Annotated in this window: 27 protein-coding genes; 15 read left to right on the forward strand and 12 right to left on the reverse strand. The window is 61.5% G+C overall.

All coding sequences use genetic code 11. The features are described 5' to 3' along the window. Nucleotides 1–144: 144 nt before the first annotated feature. Together CCGE531_RS15415 and CCGE531_RS15420 are read right to left on the reverse strand one after the other, a co-directional pair. On the reverse strand, nucleotides 145–1,365 hold the full coding sequence (locus tag CCGE531_RS15415; RefSeq protein ID WP_120664963.1) for a tetratricopeptide repeat protein: 1,221 nt from the start codon (nucleotides 1,363–1,365) through the stop codon (nucleotides 145–147). 9 nt (nucleotides 1,366–1,374) lie between these two features. Further along, nucleotides 1,375–2,025 (reverse strand): thiamine phosphate synthase, encoded by a 651-nt coding sequence (locus tag CCGE531_RS15420; RefSeq protein WP_120666871.1) that lies wholly within the window; start codon nucleotides 2,023–2,025, stop codon nucleotides 1,375–1,377. 223 nt (nucleotides 2,026–2,248) lie between these two features. On the opposite strand from CCGE531_RS15420, the gene CCGE531_RS15425 reads away from it, so the two are divergent. After that, nucleotides 2,249–2,509 (forward strand): metalloregulator ArsR/SmtB family transcription factor, encoded by a 261-nt coding sequence (locus tag CCGE531_RS15425; RefSeq protein WP_034476040.1) that lies wholly within the window; start codon nucleotides 2,249–2,251, stop codon nucleotides 2,507–2,509. Nucleotides 2,510–2,681: 172 nt separating this feature from the next. Here the strand turns inward: CCGE531_RS15425 and CCGE531_RS15430 are convergent, their stop codons facing one another. Next, nucleotides 2,682–2,855 (reverse strand): DUF465 domain-containing protein, encoded by a 174-nt coding sequence (locus tag CCGE531_RS15430; protein ID WP_120664964.1) that lies wholly within the window; start codon nucleotides 2,853–2,855, stop codon nucleotides 2,682–2,684. A gap of 231 nt (nucleotides 2,856–3,086) precedes the next feature. Here CCGE531_RS15430 and CCGE531_RS15440 point away from each other — a divergent pair, with 231 nt between their 5' ends. From CCGE531_RS15440 to CCGE531_RS15465, 6 genes are all read left to right on the forward strand, one after another. Continuing rightward, entirely contained in the window at nucleotides 3,087–3,290 is a 204-nt protein-coding gene (locus tag CCGE531_RS15440) for a DUF465 domain-containing protein (RefSeq protein ID WP_120664966.1), read from the forward strand. A gap of 19 nt (nucleotides 3,291–3,309) precedes the next feature. Next, nucleotides 3,310–3,804, forward strand: a complete 495-nt coding sequence (purE, locus tag CCGE531_RS15445; RefSeq protein ID WP_113371182.1) for a 5-(carboxyamino)imidazole ribonucleotide mutase — start codon at nucleotides 3,310–3,312, stop codon at nucleotides 3,802–3,804. Further along, nucleotides 3,801–4,859 carry a 5-(carboxyamino)imidazole ribonucleotide synthase gene (locus tag CCGE531_RS15450; protein WP_120664967.1) on the forward strand — a complete coding sequence of 353 codons (1,059 nt, stop codon included), beginning with the start codon at nucleotides 3,801–3,803 and terminating at the stop codon, nucleotides 4,857–4,859. Before purE ends, CCGE531_RS15450 begins: the two co-directional genes overlap by 4 nt. A gap of 153 nt (nucleotides 4,860–5,012) precedes the next feature. Next, nucleotides 5,013–5,138 carry a type B 50S ribosomal protein L36 gene (ykgO, locus tag CCGE531_RS15455; protein WP_003582204.1) on the forward strand — a complete coding sequence of 42 codons (126 nt, stop codon included), beginning with the start codon at nucleotides 5,013–5,015 and terminating at the stop codon, nucleotides 5,136–5,138. Nucleotides 5,139–5,230: 92 nt separating this feature from the next. Then, entirely contained in the window at nucleotides 5,231–5,860 is a 630-nt protein-coding gene (locus CCGE531_RS15460) for a hypothetical protein (protein WP_120664968.1), read from the forward strand. A gap of 127 nt (nucleotides 5,861–5,987) precedes the next feature. After that, the gene (locus CCGE531_RS15465) at nucleotides 5,988–7,037 is read left to right on the forward strand and encodes an alpha/beta hydrolase (RefSeq protein ID WP_120664969.1); all 1,050 of its coding nucleotides are present in this window, start codon (nucleotides 5,988–5,990) and stop codon (nucleotides 7,035–7,037) included. On the opposite strand, the gene CCGE531_RS15470 is transcribed toward CCGE531_RS15465, so the two are convergent. Next, entirely contained in the window at nucleotides 7,016–7,957 is a 942-nt protein-coding gene (locus tag CCGE531_RS15470; RefSeq protein WP_120664970.1) for a LysR substrate-binding domain-containing protein, read from the reverse strand. The genes CCGE531_RS15465 and CCGE531_RS15470 overlap by 22 nt on opposite strands. Nucleotides 7,958–8,067: 110 nt before the next feature. Between CCGE531_RS15470 and CCGE531_RS15475 the strand changes: the two genes are divergently transcribed. The 4 genes from CCGE531_RS15475 to CCGE531_RS15490 all read left to right on the forward strand — a co-directional run bounded on the left by CCGE531_RS15475 (nucleotide 8,068) and on the right by CCGE531_RS15490 (nucleotide 10,498). Continuing rightward, the gene (locus tag CCGE531_RS15475; protein WP_120664971.1) at nucleotides 8,068–8,460 is read left to right on the forward strand and encodes a tautomerase family protein; all 393 of its coding nucleotides are present in this window, start codon (nucleotides 8,068–8,070) and stop codon (nucleotides 8,458–8,460) included. Nucleotides 8,461–8,465: 5 nt separating this feature from the next. Then, nucleotides 8,466–8,861: a cupin domain-containing protein gene (locus CCGE531_RS15480; protein ID WP_120664972.1), complete on the forward strand. Its 396-nt coding sequence runs from the start codon at nucleotides 8,466–8,468 to the stop codon at nucleotides 8,859–8,861. 3 nt (nucleotides 8,862–8,864) lie between these two features. Continuing rightward, nucleotides 8,865–9,437 carry a DUF4865 family protein gene (locus tag CCGE531_RS15485; RefSeq protein WP_120664973.1) on the forward strand — a complete coding sequence of 191 codons (573 nt, stop codon included), beginning with the start codon at nucleotides 8,865–8,867 and terminating at the stop codon, nucleotides 9,435–9,437. Nucleotides 9,438–9,526: 89 nt separating this feature from the next. Continuing rightward, entirely contained in the window at nucleotides 9,527–10,498 is a 972-nt protein-coding gene (locus CCGE531_RS15490; protein ID WP_120664974.1) for a threonine/serine dehydratase, read from the forward strand. Between the two features lies 1 nt (nucleotide 10,499). Here the strand turns inward: CCGE531_RS15490 and CCGE531_RS15495 are convergent, their stop codons facing one another. The 5 genes from CCGE531_RS15495 to CCGE531_RS15515 all read right to left on the reverse strand — a co-directional run bounded on the left by CCGE531_RS15495 (nucleotide 10,500) and on the right by CCGE531_RS15515 (nucleotide 15,659). Next, nucleotides 10,500–11,135 carry a LysE family translocator gene (locus CCGE531_RS15495; RefSeq protein WP_120664975.1) on the reverse strand — a complete coding sequence of 212 codons (636 nt, stop codon included), beginning with the start codon at nucleotides 11,133–11,135 and terminating at the stop codon, nucleotides 10,500–10,502. A 385-nt stretch (nucleotides 11,136–11,520) separates the two neighbouring features. Beyond that, nucleotides 11,521–12,588 carry an IS5 family transposase gene (locus CCGE531_RS15500; protein WP_162943911.1) on the reverse strand — a complete coding sequence of 356 codons (1,068 nt, stop codon included), beginning with the start codon at nucleotides 12,586–12,588 and terminating at the stop codon, nucleotides 11,521–11,523. A gap of 129 nt (nucleotides 12,589–12,717) precedes the next feature. Continuing rightward, entirely contained in the window at nucleotides 12,718–13,599 is an 882-nt protein-coding gene (locus tag CCGE531_RS15505) for an NAD(P)-dependent oxidoreductase (RefSeq protein WP_120664976.1), read from the reverse strand. 132 nt (nucleotides 13,600–13,731) lie between these two features. Beyond that, complete coding sequence (gene pyk, locus CCGE531_RS15510; RefSeq protein WP_120664977.1) at nucleotides 13,732–15,171, reverse strand: pyruvate kinase; 1,440 nt, start codon at nucleotides 15,169–15,171, stop codon at nucleotides 13,732–13,734. Then, nucleotides 15,171–15,659 (reverse strand): DUF1036 domain-containing protein, encoded by a 489-nt coding sequence (locus tag CCGE531_RS15515; protein WP_120664978.1) that lies wholly within the window; start codon nucleotides 15,657–15,659, stop codon nucleotides 15,171–15,173. The genes pyk and CCGE531_RS15515 overlap by 1 nt, the downstream gene beginning before the upstream one ends. A gap of 203 nt (nucleotides 15,660–15,862) precedes the next feature. Here CCGE531_RS15515 and CCGE531_RS15520 point away from each other — a divergent pair, with 203 nt between their 5' ends. From CCGE531_RS15520 to CCGE531_RS15530, 3 genes are all read left to right on the forward strand, one after another. Continuing rightward, nucleotides 15,863–16,657, forward strand: a complete 795-nt coding sequence (locus CCGE531_RS15520) for an N-formylglutamate amidohydrolase (RefSeq protein ID WP_120664979.1) — start codon at nucleotides 15,863–15,865, stop codon at nucleotides 16,655–16,657. Between the two features lie 40 nt (nucleotides 16,658–16,697). Continuing rightward, on the forward strand, nucleotides 16,698–17,003 hold the full coding sequence (locus tag CCGE531_RS15525; protein ID WP_120664980.1) for a DUF1244 domain-containing protein: 306 nt from the start codon (nucleotides 16,698–16,700) through the stop codon (nucleotides 17,001–17,003). 171 nt (nucleotides 17,004–17,174) lie between these two features. Further along, complete coding sequence (locus CCGE531_RS15530) at nucleotides 17,175–17,426, forward strand: DUF2312 domain-containing protein (RefSeq protein WP_015341059.1); 252 nt, start codon at nucleotides 17,175–17,177, stop codon at nucleotides 17,424–17,426. A gap of 77 nt (nucleotides 17,427–17,503) precedes the next feature. On the opposite strand, the gene CCGE531_RS15535 is transcribed toward CCGE531_RS15530, so the two are convergent. The 3 genes from CCGE531_RS15535 to CCGE531_RS15545 all read right to left on the reverse strand — a co-directional run bounded on the left by CCGE531_RS15535 (nucleotide 17,504) and on the right by CCGE531_RS15545 (nucleotide 21,388). Further along, complete coding sequence (locus tag CCGE531_RS15535) at nucleotides 17,504–18,556, reverse strand: nitronate monooxygenase (RefSeq protein WP_120664981.1); 1,053 nt, start codon at nucleotides 18,554–18,556, stop codon at nucleotides 17,504–17,506. A 280-nt stretch (nucleotides 18,557–18,836) separates the two neighbouring features. Then, complete coding sequence (locus CCGE531_RS15540; protein WP_120664982.1) at nucleotides 18,837–19,934, reverse strand: branched-chain amino acid aminotransferase; 1,098 nt, start codon at nucleotides 19,932–19,934, stop codon at nucleotides 18,837–18,839. 191 nt (nucleotides 19,935–20,125) lie between these two features. Next, nucleotides 20,126–21,388, reverse strand: a complete 1,263-nt coding sequence (locus CCGE531_RS15545; RefSeq protein WP_120664983.1) for an NAD(P)/FAD-dependent oxidoreductase — start codon at nucleotides 21,386–21,388, stop codon at nucleotides 20,126–20,128. A gap of 334 nt (nucleotides 21,389–21,722) precedes the next feature. Here CCGE531_RS15545 and CCGE531_RS15550 point away from each other — a divergent pair, with 334 nt between their 5' ends. Then, the gene (locus CCGE531_RS15550) at nucleotides 21,723–21,992 is read left to right on the forward strand and encodes a hypothetical protein (RefSeq protein WP_120664984.1); all 270 of its coding nucleotides are present in this window, start codon (nucleotides 21,723–21,725) and stop codon (nucleotides 21,990–21,992) included. The last annotated feature ends 62 nt before the right edge of the window (nucleotides 21,993–22,054 follow it).

The raw sequence follows: 22,054 nt of genomic DNA on the forward strand, positions 1-22,054 counted from the left end.
GGCCCCGACGGAGCGGGAGCGTCAGCGGAAATAAAGATTGGCGGCCTCAAGACCATAAAATCGGGGGAATTTCAAGTGGTGAGGCTATGCCACGCGCAAACTGACGTCATATCGGGCCCGTTACGGCTGGTTTCGGCCTCGCTGCTACCGCGCGCGACGATACTTGTTCGCAGCGTCGATGGCCGCCTTCTGCTGATAGTCCTCGATGCCCTGATAGAAATCCTCGAGCTCTGCATCCTTCAGACCGGCGCGGCGGGAAACGACATACCAGGTGGCCGCAGCCACCGGATCCTGCTTCGTGCCGATGGCGTTGATATAAAGGTGCGCCAGCTTGTTCTGGGCGACGACATTGCCGCGAAAGGCGGCGACCCGCATCCAGTTGAAGCCGTTTTCCAGATCCTTGCCGCCGCCGATGCCGTTGATGAGCCACAGGCCCATGTCGAGCTGCGCGGTGTCGAAACCGGAATTGGCGGCGCGCGACAGCCACTCCCGCGCGCGGGCCTTCTTCTCCGGCGGCAGGTCGGGAAGATTGAGATAGAGCTGCGAGACGGCATATTGCGCGTCGGCGATGCCCTGCTGGGCGGATTTCTCATAATAGGGAAGCGCCATTTGCAGGCCCTTCGCGCCGGGATTTTCGGCCGTCAGCATCTGTGCCACGTTGAATTCGGCCGAAGGCTGCCCGGCTTCGGCAGCCTTCCTCATCCATTCATCCGCCTTCTTCTGATCGCGGGGCACGTCGCGACCTTCCATCAGGATCAAGGCGTATTTGAACATCGAGGTCGCATCGCCGCCATCGGCGGCCTTGCTGTACCAGAAAGCGGCATCCTTGGTGTCGCGCTTGACGCCCAATCCCTGCGACATCAGCTCGGCAATGAGGGTCTGCGCGGCCGGGTCGCCGAGCTGCGCCCGCGGCAGCGCCCTCTGAAAGGCGGTCAGATAATAGCCGCGCTGGAAAGCGCCATAGGCGTCATCGACCTTGCCCTTGAAGGGTTTTTCCGGCGGCAGAGCGGGCAGATTGGCGCCCATGCGCTCGAAGACGCCGACGCCTTCGGAGGGCTTGACGTCGCCGTCGGCCTTCGGCTCGGCACCCGGCTGGATCTTCTCGGTCTTGAAGGTACCGGCATCGGTACCCAGCGGCCGCGTCACGATGCTTTCGTTGGCCGCCGGCGCATCCGGCACGGTGGATGCGTCGTCGGACTGCGCCTTGTCGTCGGGCCTCGCCCCCTTGTCGGCCGGTACCGCGACGCCCGGCAGCGACGTGGCGCCATTATCCGATTGCGCTGCAGCCAGCAGTGGAAATATCGCCAAGCCGGCCGTGAGCGCGACAAGAAAAGGTTTATGGCGGAATCGAGGCTTTGACGACATGAAACGCTATCAATCCTCAAACCGTGGCGCTTTTTCGTCCAGAAGCGCATTCACTTGCGCAACGATGGACGGAGCCGCCGCAGGATCGGCAAAAACCGCTGTACGCAACGCGACGAACTCGGCACCCGTCAAGGCCACTTCGAGTGCCGATTGCGGATCGGTGCCACCCATGACGATACAAGGGATTTCCACCATCGAGGCCCACCATTCGCCGAGTGCCAGATTCTTCGGATGCGCCTCCGGCTTGATGTCGCCGTCCAGCTTGCCGAAAAAGATATAATCCGGTCGCAACTCGCCGACCTCCAGCGCGCCGTGCCTGTCGGCAGCGCTTCCGCCGACGATCAGCTTCGGCACGAATTTTTCGACGGCATCGGCAAGTTCCGTGCGATTGCCGGCAATATGCAGCCCGTCGGCCTTGACCCTGCCCGCCACGCGGCTGTCGCCGGCAATTAATGCCGCAGCCCCCGCCGCCTGCACCGCTGGCACCAGTTTTTCCGCATGTTTCTGGAAAGCGCCGTCATCCAGCCCGTATTGGGGAATGATCACCGAGGCGACGTCTCCGCCCCTAAGCGCGTCGGCCACGACCTTCGCCTGCAGCTCGATATCGGCAATATCGGGAACGATGAGAACGAGGCGGCAACGATCTTCGGGCACGGTCATGCGAGCTTCCATGGTTTTGGCTTCCATCGTCAGCGATGGCTCACCGGTTCGACAATCGTGAGTAAATCCGTTAGCTCTGTCTGACAAGGGGCAGCGTCCGAAACCGCCGGCCCGCGGGAAGATGAAGTGCTCGCCAAGTTCAAGCAATCGGCTAGGTCGCACAATATATCATGCAGCGCACAATTAACTTGCCGCCCTTTGGTGTTTGACGTAGCTTTCCGCCATGTCGACCATGGACCCTTTCGCAGCCATCGCGGATCCGAACCGGCGCTACCTGCTGGAGGAATTGCGCCGCGCACCCAAAACGGTCAACGAACTGGCGCAGGGCCTGCCGATCAGCCGCCCGGCGGTCTCGCAGCATCTCAAGGCGCTGCTCGACAGCAATCTCGTTTCCGTCACCAATGAAGGCACGAAACGCATATACGCGGTCAACAGCCGCGGTTTCGACAAGCTGAATTTATGGCTGGATCAGTTCTGGTCCTGAAAACGCTTCGCTTTCGCTGCTTCAGGAAAATTGCGCCAACTTCTACCCCTAACGCTATGATGTTGGCGCATCCGTTTTTGACGGGAATGCTCATCGACCCTGGCTGGAAAATTTTTGATCCGCCTCTCTTGCCCCCAAGATCAATGGCTTCTTGACCTTTAAAAACGTTATGTCAGTGAACCGGCGAACGCAGACGTTGGATTTCGTCCTTGACGCGCAGTTTTCTGCGTTTGATGTCGGCTATTTCCGTATCATTCATAGAGGGAGATGACAGTGCCAGATGTAGCTCCTCCTCGAGAGCAACATGTTTCTTTTCGAGCGATTCAAGATGAGCTTGAACAGTCATATGACCCTTCCTTCCTCTTTAAGAGCCCTGACCATCCATTCGCCAAGACTCTGGGTGTCAACCCTCCCACTGTGCCATAATATCGAGCCTTTGTCGAAGGCGAAAACGTGGCCTATAAGCGGCAAATTCGTGATGAAGGATAACTTCCCGTTATCGCCATTTGGTGATAGGAGCTTGCGGGATTCAGGAGACGGAACGAACGCGATTCCGCTATATGCTGGGGAAATGAACATGGCCGATCAGGAACAGGCGGAAATCAGGCTGGTCGTGGCGCGGCTGCGCCAGGAACACGAGGATTATGATACCGCAATCAATGCCATGATCCAGACGGGCTGCGATGCCCTTCGAATCCAGCGCATGAAGAAGAAGAAGCTCGTCATCAAGGACAAGCTGACCAAGCTGGAAGACCAGATCATTCCCGACATCATAGCCTGAGGAGGACAACGGAACGATGATGACTGAAAGACCGCCTGTCGCCATCATCATGGGAAGCCAGTCCGACTGGGAAACCATGAAGAATGCCGCGGACACTCTGGAAGCGCTTGAGATCACCTATGATGCGCGCATCATCTCGGCTCATCGTACGCCCGACAGGCTGATGAACTTCGCCAAGGGCGCAAGGGACGAAGGCTTCAAGGTGATCATCGCCGGCGCGGGCGGCGCGGCGCACCTGCCGGGCATGGCCGCATCCATGACGCCTCTGCCTGTTTTCGGCGTGCCGGTGCAGTCCCGCGCGCTGTCCGGACAAGATAGCCTCCTTTCCATCGTCCAGATGCCGGCCGGCATTCCCGTCGGGACGCTGGCGATCGGCAAGGCCGGCGCGATCAATGCCGCCCTTCTTGCCGCCGCCGTGCTCGCGCTTGGCGACGAGGAGATCGCCGACCGGCTCGACGAATGGCGCGCGCGCCAAAGTGCTGCGGTCGCCGAATATCCGATGGACGACCTATGAGCGCGAAGACAATCGGCATCATCGGCGGTGGCCAGCTCGGCCGCATGCTGGCCATGGCGGCTGCGCGCCTGAGTTTTCGCACCGTCATCCTCGAGCCGCAGACGGATTGTCCCGCAGCCCAGGTCGCCAGCGAGCAGATTGCCGCCGCCTACGACGATGCGGCCGCTCTCGCCGAGCTGGCGAAGCGCTGCGATGTCGTGACCTACGAGTTCGAGAACGTCCCGGTTTCCGCCGCCGAGGAACTTGCCTCGCAGATAACCGTCTATCCGCCCCCCAAGGCGCTGGAGATGGCGCAGGACCGGGTGACCGAGAAGCAGTTCATCAATGATTGCGGCATTCCGACAGCCCGCTTCCATGCCGTCGACAGCCAGGCCGATCTTGAAAAGGCGCTGGCCGATTTCGGCGGGCAAGGCGTGCTGAAAACCCGCCGCCTCGGTTATGACGGCAAAGGGCAACGCGTCTATCGCTCTACCGCCGACAGCGCCGAGGGCGGCTATGCTGCGCTCGGCAACGTGCCGCTCATTCTCGAAAGCTTCGTATCCTTCGAGCGCGAGATTTCCATCATCGCCGCGCGCGGGATCGACGGAGAGGTCGCCTGTTACGATCCGGCCGAAAATATCCATCGCAACGGCATTCTACACACGTCCACCCTACCCGCAGCCATTTCGGACCATACTGCCAAAGCTGCCCGGGAAGCCGCAGAGAAGATCCTGACGGCTCTCGGCTATGTCGGCGTCATCGGCATCGAGTTCTTTGCACTGGCCGACGGCAGCCTGATCGCCAATGAAATGGCGCCGCGCGTACACAATTCCGGCCACTGGACGGAAGCCGCCTGCGTCATCTCGCAATTCGAACAGCATATCCGCGCCGTCGCCGGCCTGCCCCTTGGAAAGCCTGAGCGTCATTCGGACTGTGTCATGACGAATCTGATCGGCGACGACATCGACGCCCTGCCGGAATGGCTGCGCCTTGACGACACGCTGGTGCATCTTTATGGCAAGACCGAAGCGCGGCCGGGCCGCAAGATGGGGCATGTTACACAGCTTCTCCGCTAAGAGCGGCGGGAAAAAGCCCCTGACATGGTTGACAGGGCACGGGCGACAGGGTATTTGCTCCCCACCCTAAAGAGCGCGCCCTGAGCGCGCTTTTGATTGTTAAAAGACACGGGCGAATGTGACATTCCCCCTCAGAGATCGCGGATCAGAAAAATGAAGATCAAGAATTCGCTCAAGTCGCTCAAGGCGCGTCACCGTGACAACCGTCTGGTCCGCCGCAAGGGCCGCATCTACATCATCAACAAGCTGAACCCGCGCTACAAGGCTCGTCAGGGCTGATATAGCGCGCGGCTCGGATCCTATGGATTCGACGCTCAGTTTTAGTTGATCGCATCAAATTTGGTTTTGATCTTCGACATTGGCGGGCTACTATGCCCGCCATGCGCGTTTTTGCTTTGTCATATCTAGCCCTGCCGATTCTTATTGCTCTCACGGCCTCCGCCGCCCATCCGGCCTTGGCGGATGAACCGGGCATAATGGAGAAGAAGAATCCCGGTGATTCCTCCGGCAGCCTGTCGCCGAAGCAGCAGCTCGACAATCTCTTCACGGCGCTGAAGCGCCAACGCGATCCCGATCAGGCAAGCCTGATCGCGGATCAGATCAACACCGAGCTCAGCAATTCCGGCAGCGCCACGATCAATCTCCTGATGCAATGGGCCGACAAGGCCATCCGGGACAAGCGCAATGCCGCCGCCATGGACTATCTCGATCAGGTGATTTCGCTGAAGCCCGACTATGTCGAGGGCTGGAATCGCCGTGCGACGCTCAACTTCGCCATCGGCGACTATCGCAAGTCGATGGAAGATATCAATCAGGTCCTCCGGATAGAGCCGCGCCATTTCGGCGCGCTGGCCGGCATGGCGGCAATCCTGACCGAAGGCGGCAATGACGCGCTCGCCCTCAGGGCTTGGGAGCGCTTCCTGGAAGTGTATCCGGCGAATCGGTCGGCTCAGGAAGAAGCCGGCAAGCTCGCGGAAAAGGTTGCCGGCAGCCGCACCTGAGATCATGGCCGCGAACGCTCTTTCCTTCGTTGAATCAAATGCCCCTTCGTTGAAATCGCGTTGGAAGGGATGAAAAGCCGCGAGAATGCGCTAGATTAGTGGCATACGATATTTGATCCGTGCTGCAATGTTTGATTCTCTTCTCGCCGCCATTGTCATGCTTCTTGCCGTTGCCGCGGGCTTCTCCGCCTACAAGACGCGCGCCATAGAGCAGACCTATCCCAATATCGGCGAGCTCACTGACATCGGCGGCTACCGCCTGAACGCCGTGCATCTGCCACGACCGATAACGGCGGACCTGCCGGCTCTGGTCTTCATCCACGGCGCCAGCGGTAATCTGCGCGATCAGTTCGAGGCCTTTGCGGCACCCTTAAGCGGCCGCGCGGAAATGCTGTTCGTCGATCGTCCCGGTCATGGCTATTCCGAGCGCGGGACAGCCGAAAACGCCCTTCCCTCCGGCCAGGCCGATACCATCGCCAAGCTGATGGAGAGGCGCGGCATCAAGAGTGCCGTCATCATCGGTCATTCCTTCGGCGGTGCCATCGCCGCCGCCTTCGGCATGCGCCATCCCGAAAAGACCGAAGGGCTGCTCTTCCTCGCTCCGGCGACACATCCCTGGCCCGGCGGCGTCGACTGGTACTATACGCTCGCCGCCATGCCGGTCTTCGGCTGGCTCTTCACCCAGCTCTTCGTCATTCCGATCGGCCTGCGCCGGGTCGATACCGGCACGCTCAGCATCTTCCATCCGAACACGCGGCCGATAGACTATATCATGAAGACAGCGCCGGAACTCGTGCTGCGGCCACAGACCTTCCGCAACAATGCAATCGACGTGGTCAATCTCTTTGCCTATGTCTCCGCCCATGCGCCGCGTTACAGCGAGATCAAGGCGCCCACCGTCATCATCACCGGCGACAGCGACGATATCGTGCTGGAGGAATTGCATTCACGCGGGCTTGCGCGGGATATCGCCGGTGCCGAACTCATCACCATCCGCAATCTCGGCCACAAGCCCGATTATGTGACGACGGATGTTGCGATCGCAGCCATCGAACGTCTGGCGGGCCAGCCGCGTGACCTGGAGATACTGGCAGCCGAGGCCGAAATCCGGATAGCCAGCTTGCCGAAGGAGCCTTCCGAATCCAGCGCCGTCTCTCAGGCCGTAACGACATCATAGTCTGGCGCATCCTCGAATATCCGGCTCTGCGGCACGGTGTCGACCGTCTGCCGTACGGCCTGCAGCATGATCGATGCCAGCCGTTCCGTTGCCGGGCTCGCCTCGGCCTCGGCACGATGCAATACGAGATCGAGCTTCGGCAGGGCTGGCAAACCGGCTTCCCTCGGCGTCAGTTGCCGTACCTTACTTGGCAAGCCGAGCGGGGTGCGCAGCGCCAGGCCGAGGCCCGCCGCCGTTGCTGCCCAAAGGCCTCCGAGGCTCGGGCTGACGAAGGATATCCGCCAGCCGATACCGGCGCGATCGAGCGTCTTCGTGGCGATCGTCCGCAGCAGGCAGGGTGCCTCGAGCGAGGCCAGCGGCATGACCTCACCGCTGTCAGCGTGCCAATGCACCGCACCATTCGCCGGGCCGACCCAGCAGAGGGGTACTTCGGCGATACGATCCGTATGCGCCGTGCGAAAACCGTCACTCCAGGCAAGCGCCAGATCAAGCTTGCCTGACGTCACCCGCTCGACCAGCTCGGCATTGCGCACGACGCGCGCCTCGATGCGCACCTTTGGATGCGCGCGCGCGAAACGTCCAAGCACTTCCGGCAACAGGGTTTCCCCAAAATCCTCCTGCAAGCCCAGGCGCACCCAACCTTCCAGTTCGGTGCCATGGAGCGCCGTGGCCGCCTCGTCGTTCAGGTCCAGCAGCCGTCGCGCATAACCGAGCATCGTCTCGCCGGCCTCCGTCAGCGCCAATCCTCGCCCTACCTTGCGGAAGATCGGCGTACCCGCCTGCTCTTCCAGCTTCTTGAGCTGGGCGCTGATCGCAGACGTCGAACGCCCGAGCCGGTCGGCTGCCTTGGCATAACTGCCAAGATCCATGCCGGTGACGAAGCTGCGCAGCACATCGAGATCGAAGATAATCTTCCGCATGGATAACCATCCATATTTTTGGGACTATAAATCCAGAATTATCTGATTTTCAGGATGATTATCTGCTGGCATTCTATGCTCGTCAAGTGACACGGAAACAGGAGCATCCCATGCCATTCACCCGCATCACCCTTCTGCGCGGCAAGTCGCCGGAATATCTAAAGGCGCTGTCCGATAATTTTCACCGTGCCATGGTCGAAGCCTTCGACGTGCCGCCGACCGATCGCTTCCAGGCCATTCATCAGTTGGAGCCGCATGAGCTCGTCTTCGATCGGACCTATTTCGCCGGCACTCCGCGCTCGGATAATTACATCTTCTTTGATGTCACGATCGGCAAGCCGCGCAGCACCGAGGTCAAGAAGGCCTTCTATCGCCGCGTCGCCGAGCTTCTTGGCGAGGCGCCCGGCATCCGTCCCGAGGACATCATGATCACCATCACGACGGCGACGCGCGAGGACTGGTCCTTTTCCGATGGCCGCGCGCAGATGATCGAGCAGGTCTGAAAGCGATGCCTCAGACCACATCCGCCCAATCGCCCGCCATTCACCGTGCCGGCACGAACATGCGACCATCGCCCGAGGGCATCGCCACCGCTTCCTTCTGGGTGGAGTCGCTCGTGGAGAATGGTGACAACGGCGGCCTGACCGCGATGCGCTGCAGCCTTGAGCCCGGCGTCATGTCGCGCTGGCATACGCACCCGCACGGACAGATCCTCTATGTTCTGTCCGGCGTCGGGCTAGCCGAACGTTTCGGCGGCTCGGCGGAGGAGCTGCGGGCCGGCGATTGCATCAGCTTCGCGCCCAATGAACGCCATCGCCACGGCGCGGCAGCGGAAAGCACCTTTTCCTATATCAGCATCCAGGCGGCGCAGGATGGCAGCGCCGTGACTTGGTTGGAGGAATGACCAATGATCGCCATGCAGTATAATTTCCCCCTGCCCGCGGATTACGACATGACGATCATCGATCGCCGCATCCGTGACAAGGGTCCTCTGCTCGACAATCTCCCGGGCCTGAAGTTCAAGGCCTATCTTACGACGAGAAAGGGCGATGCGGTGACGGGAAGCCGCGAAAATCTCTATGCCCCCTTTTACGTCTGGCAGCAGGAGGAAGGTCTGAGCGATTTCGTCTGCGGCCCCGGCTTCGTGGCCTTGACCGAGAGCTTCGGCCGCCCCCGGGTCAACACGTGGATCGCCTGGCACGCCGATACCTCGGCGGATATTCGCAGCGCCAGCTTCGCCACCCGCGAGGTGGTCGCAATCGATCCCAGCGCATCACTCGCCGAACTCCGGCAAGAACAAAGCGAAGCTGCGGCCAAGGCGATATCAGATGGCGCAGCACTCGCTTCGGTCGTGGCTTTCGAGCCGACCCATTGGACGCTTGTGCGCTTCCGCCTCTTGGCCGAACCGCAGAAAGATCCAGCCCGGTCCGGCCTGCAGGCCTATAATGTCGGGCATCTCTCGCTGCCAGGCGTTGCCTGAAGTGTCACGGAGACAATCTCCTTGTTTCAAAGAGAAGCTGTGCGCCTTATGGATGGAAAGCCTTTCTAAATCAGAAGAGTGATCCCTCCATGGTCGATATCGCAATGATCGAAGCCGCCCGCGCTCGCCTCGGCAGCCGGGCCCGGCGCACGCCGCTTCTCTCCTCGCCCTTTCTCGATGAGATTGCCGGGCGGCGCTTGTTCGTGAAGGCCGAATGCCTGCAGCACTCCGGCTCCTTCAAGTTTCGTGGCGGCTGGTCGGCAGTCTCGGCGCTGGAGCCGTCCGTGCGCGCCAGGGGCGTCATCGCCTTCTCGTCCGGCAACCATGCGCAGGGCGTGGCGCTGGCAGCAAAGCTGCACGGCATCCCCTCTGTCATCGTCATGCCGATGAATGCTCCGAAGCTGAAGATTGCCAATACTCGAGCCTTCGGCGCCGAAGTTGTGCTCTACGATCGCATCAAGGAAGATCGCGACGAGATCGGCGCGCGCCTGTCGGAGGAGCGTAACCTGACGCTCATCAGGCCCTTCGACGAACCGCAGGTGATCGCCGGCCAGGGAACCACGGGACTGGAAATCGCCGAACAGGCAGCCGAAGAAGGCATTGAGGCTGCAAGCGTGCTCGTGCCTTGCGGCGGTGGCGGCCTGACCTCGGGTATCGCACTGGCGCTCGAATCCCGCGCGCCGGGCTTCAAGGTGCGCCCATGCGAACCGGAAAATTTCGACGACACCGCCCGTTCGCTGGCCTCGGGCAAGATCGAGCGCAATGCCGCGCTGCAAGGCTCGATCTGCGACGCCATCATCGGCCCGCAACCGGGCGACATCACCTTCCCGATCCTGAAGCGCCTCTGCGGCCCCGGTCTCGTCGTGACGGATGAGGAAGCGCAAAAGGCCATGGCGCTCGCCTTCACCCGTTTGAAGATCGTCGTGGAACCGGGCGGCGCCGTCGCACTGGCCGCGGCGCTCTTCCACGGCGGGGATATCGACAGCGATACGGTGATCGCTGTCACGTCAGGCGGCAATGTCGACCAAGATGTCTTCGAAGCGGCGTTGAGCCGTCGTTAAATCAATTGACGGCGCGACGATAGAGCGCCAGTGACCCGGCAAGAGCCAGCAGCGCGCCGCCACAGGCGCGCTCGAGCCATTTCGCCCCTTCCGATTTCAGGACGCGAACGGCCTGCGAGCCGAACACCGCATAGCCGAACATGATCATGAAATCGAGTGTCGCGAAGATGGCGCCCAGAACGACATATTGCTGCAGCTGCGGCGCGGAGGGATCGATGAACTGCGGCAGGAAGGCCGAGAAGAAGAGATAGCCCTTGGGGTTGGTGACGGCGACCATGAAACTCTTCAGGCCGATGGCAAAGGCTGTGCCCTTCGGCAGGCTCGCGCTCGCCTGCAAAGCCCCGTCGATGCTTCCTTTCGAACGCAGCATCATGATGCCGAGAAAGGCGAGATAGGCAGCACCCACCCATTTCAGGGCCGAGAACCAGAATTCGGAAGCCGCAAGCAGGGCGCCAAGACCGATGGCGACGGCGCTGATCAGAACGGCATCGGAAAGAACGGCACCAACCATGCCCGGCAAGGCGCGCCTCACGCCGAAGCGCGAACCGTTCGTCAGCGCCAGAAGTACGGTCGGCCCCGGCGTCGCAATACCGATGAAGGAAACGGCGGCAAAGGCTAGCAACGTGGTGAGATGCATGGGGTCCCTCCTCTTTGAGCGAAGAAGGTTGCATGCGGTGCGGCGGTTAGCAAGTGTCTGCTTGCTTCCAGTCTGCCGCACCTCTGATACCCCCCTCTGTCGCTGCCGCGACATCTCCCCCACAAGGGTGGAGATTGGTAGCTCGCGGCACCGATGGTCTTCAAATGAACATCGAGTTCGCAGAGCCTGTTGTTTATCGATTTGGGAAGAACGGGCAGCAGGCTCCTAACGATCTCCCCCCTTGTGGGATCGTTGCATAAACGAGAGCAGAGACACGGCCTAAGGGTTGGGGCGGAGTTTTTGGGTCCGCTATGTTGGTGAGCGGGCTGTTTTTAGGTGGCTGTTTTGGTTTTGAGCGGGTGGCGGACAGAGTCCGCCCCTCGGATTAGGCGGTCAGCGTCACCCAGCGGCGCATGTTGAAGGCGATTGCCGTCATCAGCACCTGGGCTTGCGCCTTGATCAGTCCGCGATAACGAATGACCGAAAGACCCATGCGGCGCTTCCATGTAGCAAAGGTCGTCTCGACGGCAGCGCGCCGGCGAGCGATCAGATCATTCAAGCGTTGCAGCTTCGGGGGCAGTGTGCGGTGATGTTTGTTGGGCCGGCGCATCAGCCGCGCCTTGATGCCCCTGGCCTTCAGCGTCTTCTCGCGGGCATGGGTATGATAAGCGCTGTCGGCCAATACCGCCTGTTCGTCACCGCAGATCAGATCATCGGCACAGACCGTATCGTTGACATTGGCCGGGGTGGTGATCAGCCGGCGCACCAGGCCCGAGCCCTCATCGACGCCGACATGGGCCTTGTAGCCATAGGACGAGCCCTGCCGGCCCTTGCGCCGCGTGAAACGGGCGTCCGGGTCGCTCAGCCTCACCGGCGGCACCGTGTCCACGCCATCGGCATCTCCCCCACGCTCGGCAATCTCCCGTCCGGGCTCCTGTCCGGGCTCCCGTCCCGGCTCCTGTCCAGGCAGGCGCCCCTTCGGCGGCCGAGCCGCTCCCGTCTCGATGATGGTGGCGTCCAGCATCGTGCCACGCCGCAGAATCAACCCGGCTTTGTCCAATTGACTGTCGAGTTCAGCAAACAGCGCCTCCAGCAGTCGCGCCTCGATCAGATGATTGCGGAACCGGCACAAGGTCGTGTGATCGGGAACAGTCTCTTCCAAGCTCAGGCCAACAAAGCGGCGGAACGACAGCCGATCATACAGCGCTTCTTCCAGCTCCATGTCCGACAGGCCGTACAGCGACTGCAAGAGCAGTGCCTTGAACATCATCAACGGTGGATAGGCCGGGCGGCCGGCAGCCGCATCATTGCGCAGCCGCTGCAGCACCTTCTCGAACCGGTACCATTTGACAAGACCCGATAACCGATCCAGACGCTGGTTGCCGCCACCGGCCGGCATCAACGCATCCACAAAACTGAACTGACCTGTCCGCTTCAGCACCATGACAATCATCCCCGTTCAATAACAGGGAATCATATCCACTCAATTTTGCAATAGTCCCCTTGTGGGGGAGATGTCACGATAGTGACAGAGGGGGGTGCACACTCTCCACAAACTCGAACGTCGATGGGACGCCCCGATTTACTCCACCAATCCCGCATCTTTCGCAGCCAGCGCCCCGATGGCCGACCAATCCAACTCCTCGCCGCCATGGGCAAGCAGGGTCAGGAACCGGTCGCGCAGCAGGCTGGCAAGCGGCAGCGGCACGTTCAGCGCCTCGCCGGCGGCCAGTGCCAATCGGACATCCTTCTGGCCGAGCGGTGCGGTGAAGCCGGCGGGCTTGAACTTGCGGTCCGCGATCAGCCCGCCATAGGTCTTGTAAACAGGCGCATTGAAGAGCGTCGATGTCAGCAGATCGAGATAGGCATGCCGGTCGACACCGCCCTTCTCCACCAGCGCCATGGCCTCGCCGAGCGACTCGATGACAGCGGCGATGAGGAAATTGCCGCTGAGCTTGACGAGATTGGCAGCCTTCGGCTCCTCGCCAAGCACGAAAGTGCGTTGGCCAATCGCCTCGAAGAGCGGCGCGACCGACTGGATGGCATCCGGCGCACCCGCTGCTGCAATGAAGAGCTTTGCCGCGGCGGCAGCTTCCGGACGGCCGAAGACGGGTGCTGCAACGAAACGCTGGCCGGCGGCGGCATGTTCCCCGGTCAGCCGTTCGGACAAGGCGACGCTGATCGTGCTTGCGGAGATATGGACCGCACCCTTGCCAAGGCTCTTGAGAACGCCGCCATCGCCGTGAACGACGGCCGACAACGCATCGTCATGGGCAAGCATGGTGAAGACGGCCTCACCGCCGCAGGCCTCCGCCACTGTTCCAGCGACCTTCGCGCCCTCGCCGGCCAGAGCCGCGGCTTTGTCCCGCGAGCGATTGTAGACCGTCACCTCATGCCCGGCCCTGACGAGATTGACCGCCATGGCGCTGCCCATCTGGCCCAATCCGATAAATCCGACTTTCATTAGCATATCTCCTTCTCAATCCGCCTGCCCGGGGGATGATCGCAGGCGCTTCGGCTTCAAGAAAAAACCCGCCGTCTTTCGACAGCGGGTTTCGGATGTTTCAGGGGTGCTGCCGTAATCGGATGTCGGCAATCACACGCCGGACTGGCCGTCCGAACCGATATAGGCAATGCGCAGCATGTTGGTGGCGCCGGGCGTGCCGAGCGGAACACCTGCCGAAATGATGATACGGTCGCCCGGCTTGCCGAAGCCTTCCTCGGCAACGATGCGGCAGGCATTGTTGACCATGTCGTCAAGATCGGTCGCATCGTGCGTGACGACACAGTGCATGCCCCAGACGACGGAGAGGCGGCGTGCCGTCTGGATGATCGGCGACAGCGCCAGGATCGGAACCTGCGGACGCTCGCGCGAGGCACGCAGGCCTGTCGTGCCCGACGAGGTGTAGCAGACGATGGCGGCGAGCTTCAGCGTCTCGGCGATCTGGCGGGCGGCTAGCGAGATCGCATCGGCGCCGGTCGCTTCCGGAAGGGCGCGCTGGGCATAGATGATGCCCGGATAATGTGGCTCGCGCTCGATGGTGCCGGCGATCGAGGCCATCATGGAGACGGCTTCGACCGGATAGTCGCCGGATGCGGATTCCGCCGAGAGCATGACCGCATCGGCGCCTTCGAAGACGGCGGTTGCCACGTCGGACACTTCGGCGCGGGTCGGAACCGGCGCGGAAATCATCGATTCCAGCATCTGCGTGGCGACGACCACCGGCTTGCCGGAACGGCGGCAGGCGCGGATCAGCTGCTTCTGAATGCCCGGAACAGCCTCCAGCGGCATTTCCACGCCGAGGTCGCCACGGGCCACCATCAACGCATCGGAAAGCTCGATGATTTCCTCGATGCGCTCGACGGCCTGCGGCTTCTCGATCTTCGACATCAGGCCGACGCGGCCATGGGAGATCTTGCGGACCTCAATCAGGTCTTCGGGGCGCTGGATGAAGGAGAGCGCTACCCAGTCGACTTCGTTGGTGGCGAGAACAGCATCGAGGTCGACGCGGTCCTTGTCGGTCAGCGCGCCGACGCCAAGCAGCGTGTCGGGCAGGCTGACGCCCTTGCGGTCCGAAATCTTCGTGCCCGAAATAACTGTGGTGACGATGCTCTTGCCATCGCACTTCTCGGCACGCAGCGCCAGCTTGCCATCGTCGATCAGCAGGCGATGGCCTGGCTGGACCGATTCCAGGATTTCCGGATGTGGCAAGAACACGCGCGTGTTGTCGCCGGGCGTATCCTGATTGTCGAGTGTAAACGTCTGGCCGGGCTTGAGATCGACCTTGCCTTCGGCAAACTTGCCAACGCGCAGCTTGGGACCCTGCAAGTCGGCGAGAATGCCGATCGGGCGACCACAGCGGGCCTCGACGGCGCGAATACGCTGGATCAACATGCGCATCACATCGTGGCTGGCATGGCTCATGTTGATGCGGAACAGATCTGCCCCGGCCTCATGGAGCTTCTGGATCATTTCCTCCGAAGAGGAGGCTGGACCGAGCGTTGCGAGGATTTTGACTTTGCGGTTGCGTCTCATCAATTCTGGCTTTCTTGGCTGCCCGAGGTATCGGAAAGCTGAACCATCCAGCTCGCCTGACGCCCCGTGTCGTATTCCTTGAATCCCATCTTCTGATAGCCACGAGCGTAGCAGTCCTTCACGCCTGGGATTTTGAATTCATTTTCCGCCACGCACATTTCGACGTCGCCCGTCCAGCGGCCGCCACGAGCCGCATCTTCTGCGTAGAGATAATAATAGCGGGATTGAAGCGGTCCCTCGATCAGCGTGGCGCAGGTGGTCGCCGGAACCTGCCACCATCCCTCCGTCATCCAGCCATCCTTTGCGCGATAGCCGATCGCGACACCGACGAGAGTCTGCGTGCCGTTGCAAACGCGGAAGTCGGCATGAGCCGCATTTGGCATGAAGAAGAACGGCGCTGCAGCAGCGAGAATGAGGAAGGTGATTCGGGCGAGCGGACCTGACCGCTTAACGAAACGTGGCGCGACTTGGCTGGACACGGCTTCCAATTGGCTCCCGGTTATTCGTTGTTGCGTCTTCTTGCGCCGCCATCCCATGAATGTCAACGCAACTCTAATCGATTGTATTTTCTTCACGGCACCGTGACGACGCGCTGCGCCGCCTCCGTCCGATCGAAGCTGCAAACCTTGCACCTTCCATCCGCACATGCAATCAAACAAAGAGTTGAAAATTTCGATAACCGACAATCCGCATGACCGACTTCAGACCGTTTGAAATCATATCCGGCAATCGTGACAAAGGCATGGTCATTCTCGGCGATCATGCCATGCGGCATCTGCCCGAACGCTATGGCAGCCTCGGCTTGCCGGAAGCCGCCTTCTCCCGCCACATCGCCTATGATATCGGCATCGAAAACCTGTGCCGCCATCTCTGCGAGAGATTGGACGTGCCGGGCGTGCTCGGTGGTTTTTCCCGCCTGCTGATCGACCCGAACCGCGGCGAGGACGACCCGACCCTGATCATGAAGATCTCGGACGGCGCGATCATATCAGGCAATCATCCGATCACCGACGAGGAATGGAACTACCGCATCGAAGCCTTCCACCGGCCCTATCATCGCGCCGTCGACGAGACGATTTCCGCCGTGGCGGAGGCGACGGGCAAGGCACCGCTGGTGCTATCGATGCATTCCTTCACCCCGGCCTGGAAGGGTGTAGCAAGACCCTGGCATGCGAGCGTGCTCTGGGACAGCGACGATCGTGCCGTTACGCCGCTTCTTGCAAAGCTCGGCGCCGATACCAATCTCGTTGTCGGAGACAATGAGCCCTACGACGGCGCCCTGCGCAACGACACCATGTTCCGCCATTGCATGATGAAGGGCATTCCGCATGCGCTGCTGGAGGTCCGGCAGGATCTGATCGGCAACGAGGCCGGCATCGCCGAATGGACCGACCGGCTGACACCGATCTTCGCCGAGATCAATGACGATCCGGCCCTGCACGAATACAAGCGGTATCCTTCGCGCACCGGGCCTTATGAGGCGTAGGATGATGCGCACCGCCGAGAGCGAACCGAGGAGAATAGAAATGACCACGCTCACCAAGGAACAAGAGACCCAGCTCGAGGCCGCCGCCTTCCGCCGTCTCGTCGCGCATCTGCGCGAACGCGGCGACGTTCAGAACATCGACCTGATGAACCTTGCCGGCTTTTGCCGCAACTGCCTCTCCAACTGGTATCGCGAAGCGGCCGAAGAAGCAGGCCTGCCCGTCAGCAAGGACGAGTCGCGCGAGATGATCTACGGCATGCCCTATGAAGATTGGAAAAACCTGCACCAGAAAGAAGCCTCGCCTGTGCAAAAAGCCGCTTTCGAGCAGAACAAGCCAAAAGATTAACCCTCCCTTCACCAATCCGGCTTGACCTTGCGCACCATTCGCGGCAGGTCAACTGCCCGATCGAATTCGAAATACCGTGCAGACCCTGAAGCGATGTGCCGTATCGGTGATTGACCGATCTCATTGGCGACCGGCTGCAAGCGACCCTTTAAGACCCCTTAGGAGAAGTGCATGGAAGAGAACAGCGTCGAGAACGTGGCCGCGGCGGAACTGCGTCAATTCATCGAACGGATCGAACGCCTGGAAGAAGAAAAGGCCGCGATCGGCAGCGACATCAAGGATGTGATGGGCGAAGCCAAGGGTCGCGGCTACGACACCAAGGCGATCCGCACTATCATCCGCCTTCGCAAGAAGGACGCGAATGAACGTCTGGAAGAAGAATCCATCCTGCAGACCTACATGGCCGCACTCGGCATGGAATAATCAAGGCTCTCATCAGCCTCGCGAGACGATCGGGAGCCGGCTTGCCGGCTCCTTTCTTTTTGGAACGCGTGAAAGCATCACTCCGGAAAGAGGCGGTCGATCAAGGCGGCAGTACTGCCCTGCCAGAGTTCGCCGTTGCCGGTTCCCGACCAGAGAGACAGGAAATCCGGCAATCCCTTCGCCGTCGATGCGCCGCGCATATCCCGTGTGAATTTGTTTTGCGCCGGAAAGGGAAGGATGGCATCCGGTTTGCCATCCATCTCATCCATGAAGCGATTTTCGATGCCGCGTGCGAAACGGCCAGAAAAGGCGCGTGTCGTGCGCGTCCAGCGCTCGGAGGTTTCGAGAAGCTTCCTGCGATAGGGTGCCGAAGTTCCGGCTTCCGCGCAGGCGAGAAACGCCGTGCCCATCTGGACCGCCTGCGCACCCGCCTGCAGCGCCGCCCGAATATCGCTTGACGTCATGATGCCGCCGGCTGCGATGAGCGGGACGCGAATGGTGCCGGCGCATTGCGCCAGGAGATCGTGCATCCCGATTTCCGGATCCGCCGCCCCGGCATCGAAAATGCCGCGATGACCGCCCGCTTCGAAGCCCTGCAGCACGATCGCATCCACGCCGCTCTCTTCCAGAGCCCTCGCCTCATCGAGCGTCGTCGCCGTGCCGATCAGCGGAATGCCGGCCTTTTTCGCCTCATGGACATGATCGGCGGAGAGCAAACCGAAGACGAAGCTGAAGCATGCCGGCTTGACGCGCAACACAGCTTCGAACTGCGCATCGAAATCCTCCTCATAGGGAGCCTCAAGCTGCGGCGAAGGCAGCTCCAGTTCCTGTCGATAGCGAGCGGTCGCCGCCACCGCGCGCTCAAGACGGTCGGCCGCAACATCGGCGATCGAATGCGGAATGAAGAGATTGATCGAAAACGGCTTGTCGGTTCGCTGGCGCACCTGATCCGCAAAAGCCTCGATGGCCGCGGCGTTGGAATAGGCGCCACCCATGGCGCCAAGCGCGCCCGCGGCCGACGCAGCCGCCGCGAGCTCCACCGACGAGGGACCGCCGGCCATCGGCGCGACGATCAGCGGGTGCTTCAAACCGAGTTGGCGAAAGAGATTGCTATTCGCGGCAGCCGGCATATCCGTCTTCCTCTCGGGAGTGTTTCCGTCTCAATGCAACATAGGTGCGGGCGCGACGCTTTCCCAGGATCGGTCGAGAGCGTCGCGGGACCTCACTCCAGCACCGTTTCACCCGGCTCGACGCCGGGACGCTCGCGGACGTTGGTCATCATAACAACTCCGATGTCTCGGGTGACTATGCGATCTCTCACGTCAGAGCCCGGCGGGAGAGCCGATATGCGTTTCCCGCCGAGTATCGATCAAAGTCCGGTCAGAACCTGACGCGGATCAAAGTTTCCAATCAGAACAGGCGGTCCAACCACTCATGCTTGTCGGGCGCGCGGCCGAACTGGATGTCGGTCAGCGCGGCCTTCAGGCGCATGGTCGTGGGGCCGGCATTGCCGTCGCCGATGGTGAAGCCGTGCTTGCGCCCCTTCAGCTTGCCGATCGGCGTGACGACCGCTGCCGTTCCGCAGGCGAAGGCTTCGCTCAGGCGCCCGCTCTCGGCATCGGCCTGCCACTGCTCGATCGAATAGGGCTCCTCGCGAACGGTCAGGCCCATGTCGCGTCCGAGCTTGATCAGCGAGTCGCGCGTGATGCCGGGCAGGATCGTACCGCCGAGCGGCGGTGTCTGCAGCGAGCCGTCATCGAAGACGAAGAAGACGTTCATGCCGCCAAGCTCTTCGATCCAGCGCTTTTCGACGGCATCGAGGAAGACGACCTGCTCGCAGCCTTCGCGCTGACCCTCCGCGACCGCGGCAAGGCTTGCGGCGTAATTGCCGCCGCACTTGGCAGCACCCGTACCGCCAGGAGCGGCGCGCGTGTAATTCTCGGAAACCCAGAGCGTGACGGCCGATGCGCCGCTTTTGAAATAGGAGGCGACCGGAGAGGCAACAACGCAGTAGAGATAGTCTGTCGCGGGCCGCGTGCCGAGCGCGGCTTCCGAGCCGATCATGAACGGCCGTAGGTAGAGCGATGCGCCCTCGGCGGTCGGGATCCACGCGCGATCGATCTTGACCAGCTCGCGGACGGACTCGACGAACAGATCCTCGGGCAAGGTCGCCATCGCCAGCCGCTCGGCCGAATTGTGGAAGCGCCGTGCGTTGGCGCTCGGGCGGAAGAGCGCCGCACCCCCGTCTGGCAGATGGTAGGCCTTCATCCCTTCGAAGATTTCCTGCGCATAGTGAAGCACCACGGTCGCCGGATCGAGAGCCAGCGCCTTGCGCGGCTCGATCTTGGCGCTATGCCAGCCGCGATCCTGCGAATAGCGGATCGTCACCATGTGATCGGTGAATACGCGACCGAAACCCGGATTTTGCAGTAGCGCTTCGCGCTCGCTGGCCGTTGCAGGGTTCGGATTTTTCTCGATGGCGAAGGTTAACGTGTCGCCGTTGCTCATGGCTCCTCCAATGCTGCATTAATCGCGGCTTTCGCCGCCCATCTCCCGAAGGATGGTTTAAATCAAATCGGGTGGTGTTTGATTGCGTTTACGCCTGTTCCTGCGCAAGTTTAAGAGTGATTTTCAGAAATTCATGGGGCAAACCGCCATTTCCCGTCCGCAACCGGCACGCCCCTCCCATCCGCCTTCCGTCACAGCGCTTTCGCGACAGCTTCGGCGGCACCGGCACCGGTCTCATAAGCACCATGCGCCGTCGAATATCGTGCCCTCGAACAGGCTTCTCCAGCAAAGAACAATCGGTCGTCCCGGGTGGCTGCCAGTACCCCACGGAGATCGGACGCGCCAGGCGTCGCATAGGAATAGGACCCGCCGACGAAAGGCTCGCCCGCCCAGGCGGACCTGACCAAAGGCGACAGTTTCGCACCGACATCCGAACCGAAGACGCGCTTCAGCTGTTCCACCGAAAAAGCAAACATCGCCTCCATAGCTTGCCGTTCCAGATCGAGCGCAAGATCGCCGGCAAAATAGGCTTCGATGACGGGCGCGCCGAACGGCCTCAGCTGATAGGCGCCTGTCCGGCGGCTGTGCTGCGATCCCATGACATGCGTATCCTCCGGAAACATATCCGGCTCGGCGATGCGAATGAAAAGCTTGTTCGCCAGACCGAGCGGCAGGCGCGACGCCGCCTCGATCTTCTCCGGCAGCGGCGGCCAGAAGGCGATGCGTTCGGCAGCGAGCACGTTGGTGGAGACGGTGACGATAACGGCCTTTGCCCGCAGTTGGCCCTTGCTCGTGGAAAGCACGATATGGCCGATGGCGCCATGGTCGATGCGACTGACCTCGACGCAAAGGACGGTCGGCACCGGCAGGCCATAGGTCGCAACCAGCGTTCCATAACCCTGCCGCACCCGCCAATCCGGACCAGGACCGGGATCATAGCGGCCAAGATCGATCACGGAGGACTTGTCGAGCTCTCCCCCGGTCATGAACGCCCCGACGGCATGGATCCGTTCGCTCCATGGATCGTCGGGCGCCATCAGGGTCGAAAGATCCGCATCGTCATCGCCCTCATATGCATAGGCGCGTTCGAAAAATCCGTTCACCGCCGCTCCGGCCGCCTTTACCCCGGGGTCGTCCTGCTCGAGCCGATGCCCGCCATCGCTCCAGGGCGCCGGCGTGCGATCGACGGTCAGGCCGACCTCTTCGGCGATCCCGGTCCAGGCATTGGTTCGCGCGCCATGCAGCCAGCCGCAACCAAGATCGAGCCCGGCCCCATCCGCGCCGAACGGATGGATCGTGCGAGCACGACCGCCGACGCGATCAGAGGCTTCCAGCAATAGGATGGAGAGATCCGGGCGAAGCAACTGCAATTGCCGGGCGGCGCCCACACCGGCGGCTCCGGCACCGATCACGGCAACGTCGACCTCGCCGCCTCTCCAGGACATGATGGGCATTCCAATTCCTTTGCGCACAAGCGCCGGAGTGCGATCCGGCCGCGCGCGACGATAGACGATAGGAGGCCCGCCAATCCGCCAGCGCGAGCTCTCGCAATCATCTGTAGCCGACCTCGACGCGGCATGTAAACGGGCGCGACGGCGGCGATACCAAATTGCCGCATTGAGCTGAAACGGCGAATGTCGTACCTGCTTCATCCAGACAGACAATGGAGAGAGATCGTGCGCAAGCGGGTCTTCGCAACAACGCAATGGCCAGTGCGCATTCTATGCGCCGTCCCGTTGATGTCTGTCGGCCCCTACTCTGCCTGGACGCCTAGTTTTGGAGGCAACGATGCCGACACAGCTTAATAAGACGGCGGCCGGCCGCCGCGCCACGTTCAAGCCTCGCCGGCAGACGCCGATGTTCACGAAAGAATGGTCCGTTCCGGCGATTCTCACCGTCTTTCTGTTCGGTGTCTGCGGCCTGATCGCCTATTTCACATGGACCCTAATGCCGCCGGCAACGACGGTGCGAAACCATGTCGGCAGCCCTATCACGCTCAGCGACATCAATGGCAAGCCCATCGCGGATCCCGCTCCCGCACCGAAAAAGCAGCCATAACCGGTGCCGCCGCGAATTAGAGCATTTCCAGGAAAAGTGCGCAGCGGTTTTCCGTCCGGAAT

The sequence above is a fragment of the Rhizobium sp. CCGE531 genome (genome assembly GCF_003627795.1).
GTDB lineage: Bacteria > Pseudomonadota > Alphaproteobacteria > Rhizobiales > Rhizobiaceae > Rhizobium.

Coding starts and splice junctions, on each gene's coding strand:
- CCGE531_RS15420 (WP_120666871.1), bottom strand. CDS start 2,025: ATGACCGTGCCCGAAGATCGTTGCCGCCTCGTTCTCATCGTTCCCGAT.
- CCGE531_RS15485 (WP_120664973.1), top strand. CDS start 8,865: ATGATCGCCATGCAGTATAATTTCCCCCTGCCCGCGGATTACGACATG.
- pyk (WP_120664977.1), bottom strand. CDS start 15,171: ATGAGACGCAACCGCAAAGTCAAAATCCTCGCAACGCTCGGTCCAGCC.
- CCGE531_RS15520 (WP_120664979.1), top strand. CDS start 15,863: ATGACCGACTTCAGACCGTTTGAAATCATATCCGGCAATCGTGACAAA.
- CCGE531_RS15500 (WP_162943911.1), bottom strand. CDS start 12,588: ATGATTGTCATGGTGCTGAAGCGGACAGGTCAGTTCAGTTTTGTGGAT.
- CCGE531_RS15415 (WP_120664963.1), bottom strand. CDS start 1,365: ATGTCGTCAAAGCCTCGATTCCGCCATAAACCTTTTCTTGTCGCGCTC.
- CCGE531_RS15545 (WP_120664983.1), bottom strand. CDS start 21,388: ATGCCCATCATGTCCTGGAGAGGCGGCGAGGTCGACGTTGCCGTGATC.
- CCGE531_RS15450 (WP_120664967.1), top strand. CDS start 3,801: ATGAGCGCGAAGACAATCGGCATCATCGGCGGTGGCCAGCTCGGCCGC.
- CCGE531_RS15530 (WP_015341059.1), top strand. CDS start 17,175: ATGGAAGAGAACAGCGTCGAGAACGTGGCCGCGGCGGAACTGCGTCAA.
- CCGE531_RS15480 (WP_120664972.1), top strand. CDS start 8,466: ATGCCTCAGACCACATCCGCCCAATCGCCCGCCATTCACCGTGCCGGC.
- CCGE531_RS15540 (WP_120664982.1), bottom strand. CDS start 19,934: ATGAGCAACGGCGACACGTTAACCTTCGCCATCGAGAAAAATCCGAAC.
- CCGE531_RS15495 (WP_120664975.1), bottom strand. CDS start 11,135: ATGCATCTCACCACGTTGCTAGCCTTTGCCGCCGTTTCCTTCATCGGT.
- CCGE531_RS15490 (WP_120664974.1), top strand. CDS start 9,527: ATGGTCGATATCGCAATGATCGAAGCCGCCCGCGCTCGCCTCGGCAGC.
- purE (WP_113371182.1), top strand. CDS start 3,310: ATGACTGAAAGACCGCCTGTCGCCATCATCATGGGAAGCCAGTCCGAC.
- CCGE531_RS15425 (WP_034476040.1), top strand. CDS start 2,249: ATGTCGACCATGGACCCTTTCGCAGCCATCGCGGATCCGAACCGGCGC.
- CCGE531_RS15460 (WP_120664968.1), top strand. CDS start 5,231: ATGCCCGCCATGCGCGTTTTTGCTTTGTCATATCTAGCCCTGCCGATT.
- CCGE531_RS15475 (WP_120664971.1), top strand. CDS start 8,068: ATGCCATTCACCCGCATCACCCTTCTGCGCGGCAAGTCGCCGGAATAT.
- CCGE531_RS15440 (WP_120664966.1), top strand. CDS start 3,087: ATGGCCGATCAGGAACAGGCGGAAATCAGGCTGGTCGTGGCGCGGCTG.
- CCGE531_RS15525 (WP_120664980.1), top strand. CDS start 16,698: ATGACCACGCTCACCAAGGAACAAGAGACCCAGCTCGAGGCCGCCGCC.
- CCGE531_RS15465 (WP_120664969.1), top strand. CDS start 5,988: ATGTTTGATTCTCTTCTCGCCGCCATTGTCATGCTTCTTGCCGTTGCC.
- CCGE531_RS15470 (WP_120664970.1), bottom strand. CDS start 7,957: ATGCGGAAGATTATCTTCGATCTCGATGTGCTGCGCAGCTTCGTCACC.
- CCGE531_RS15505 (WP_120664976.1), bottom strand. CDS start 13,599: ATGAAAGTCGGATTTATCGGATTGGGCCAGATGGGCAGCGCCATGGCG.
- CCGE531_RS15550 (WP_120664984.1), top strand. CDS start 21,723: ATGCCGACACAGCTTAATAAGACGGCGGCCGGCCGCCGCGCCACGTTC.
- CCGE531_RS15535 (WP_120664981.1), bottom strand. CDS start 18,556: ATGCCGGCTGCCGCGAATAGCAATCTCTTTCGCCAACTCGGTTTGAAG.
- CCGE531_RS15430 (WP_120664964.1), bottom strand. CDS start 2,855: ATGACTGTTCAAGCTCATCTTGAATCGCTCGAAAAGAAACATGTTGCT.
- ykgO (WP_003582204.1), top strand. CDS start 5,013: ATGAAGATCAAGAATTCGCTCAAGTCGCTCAAGGCGCGTCACCGTGAC.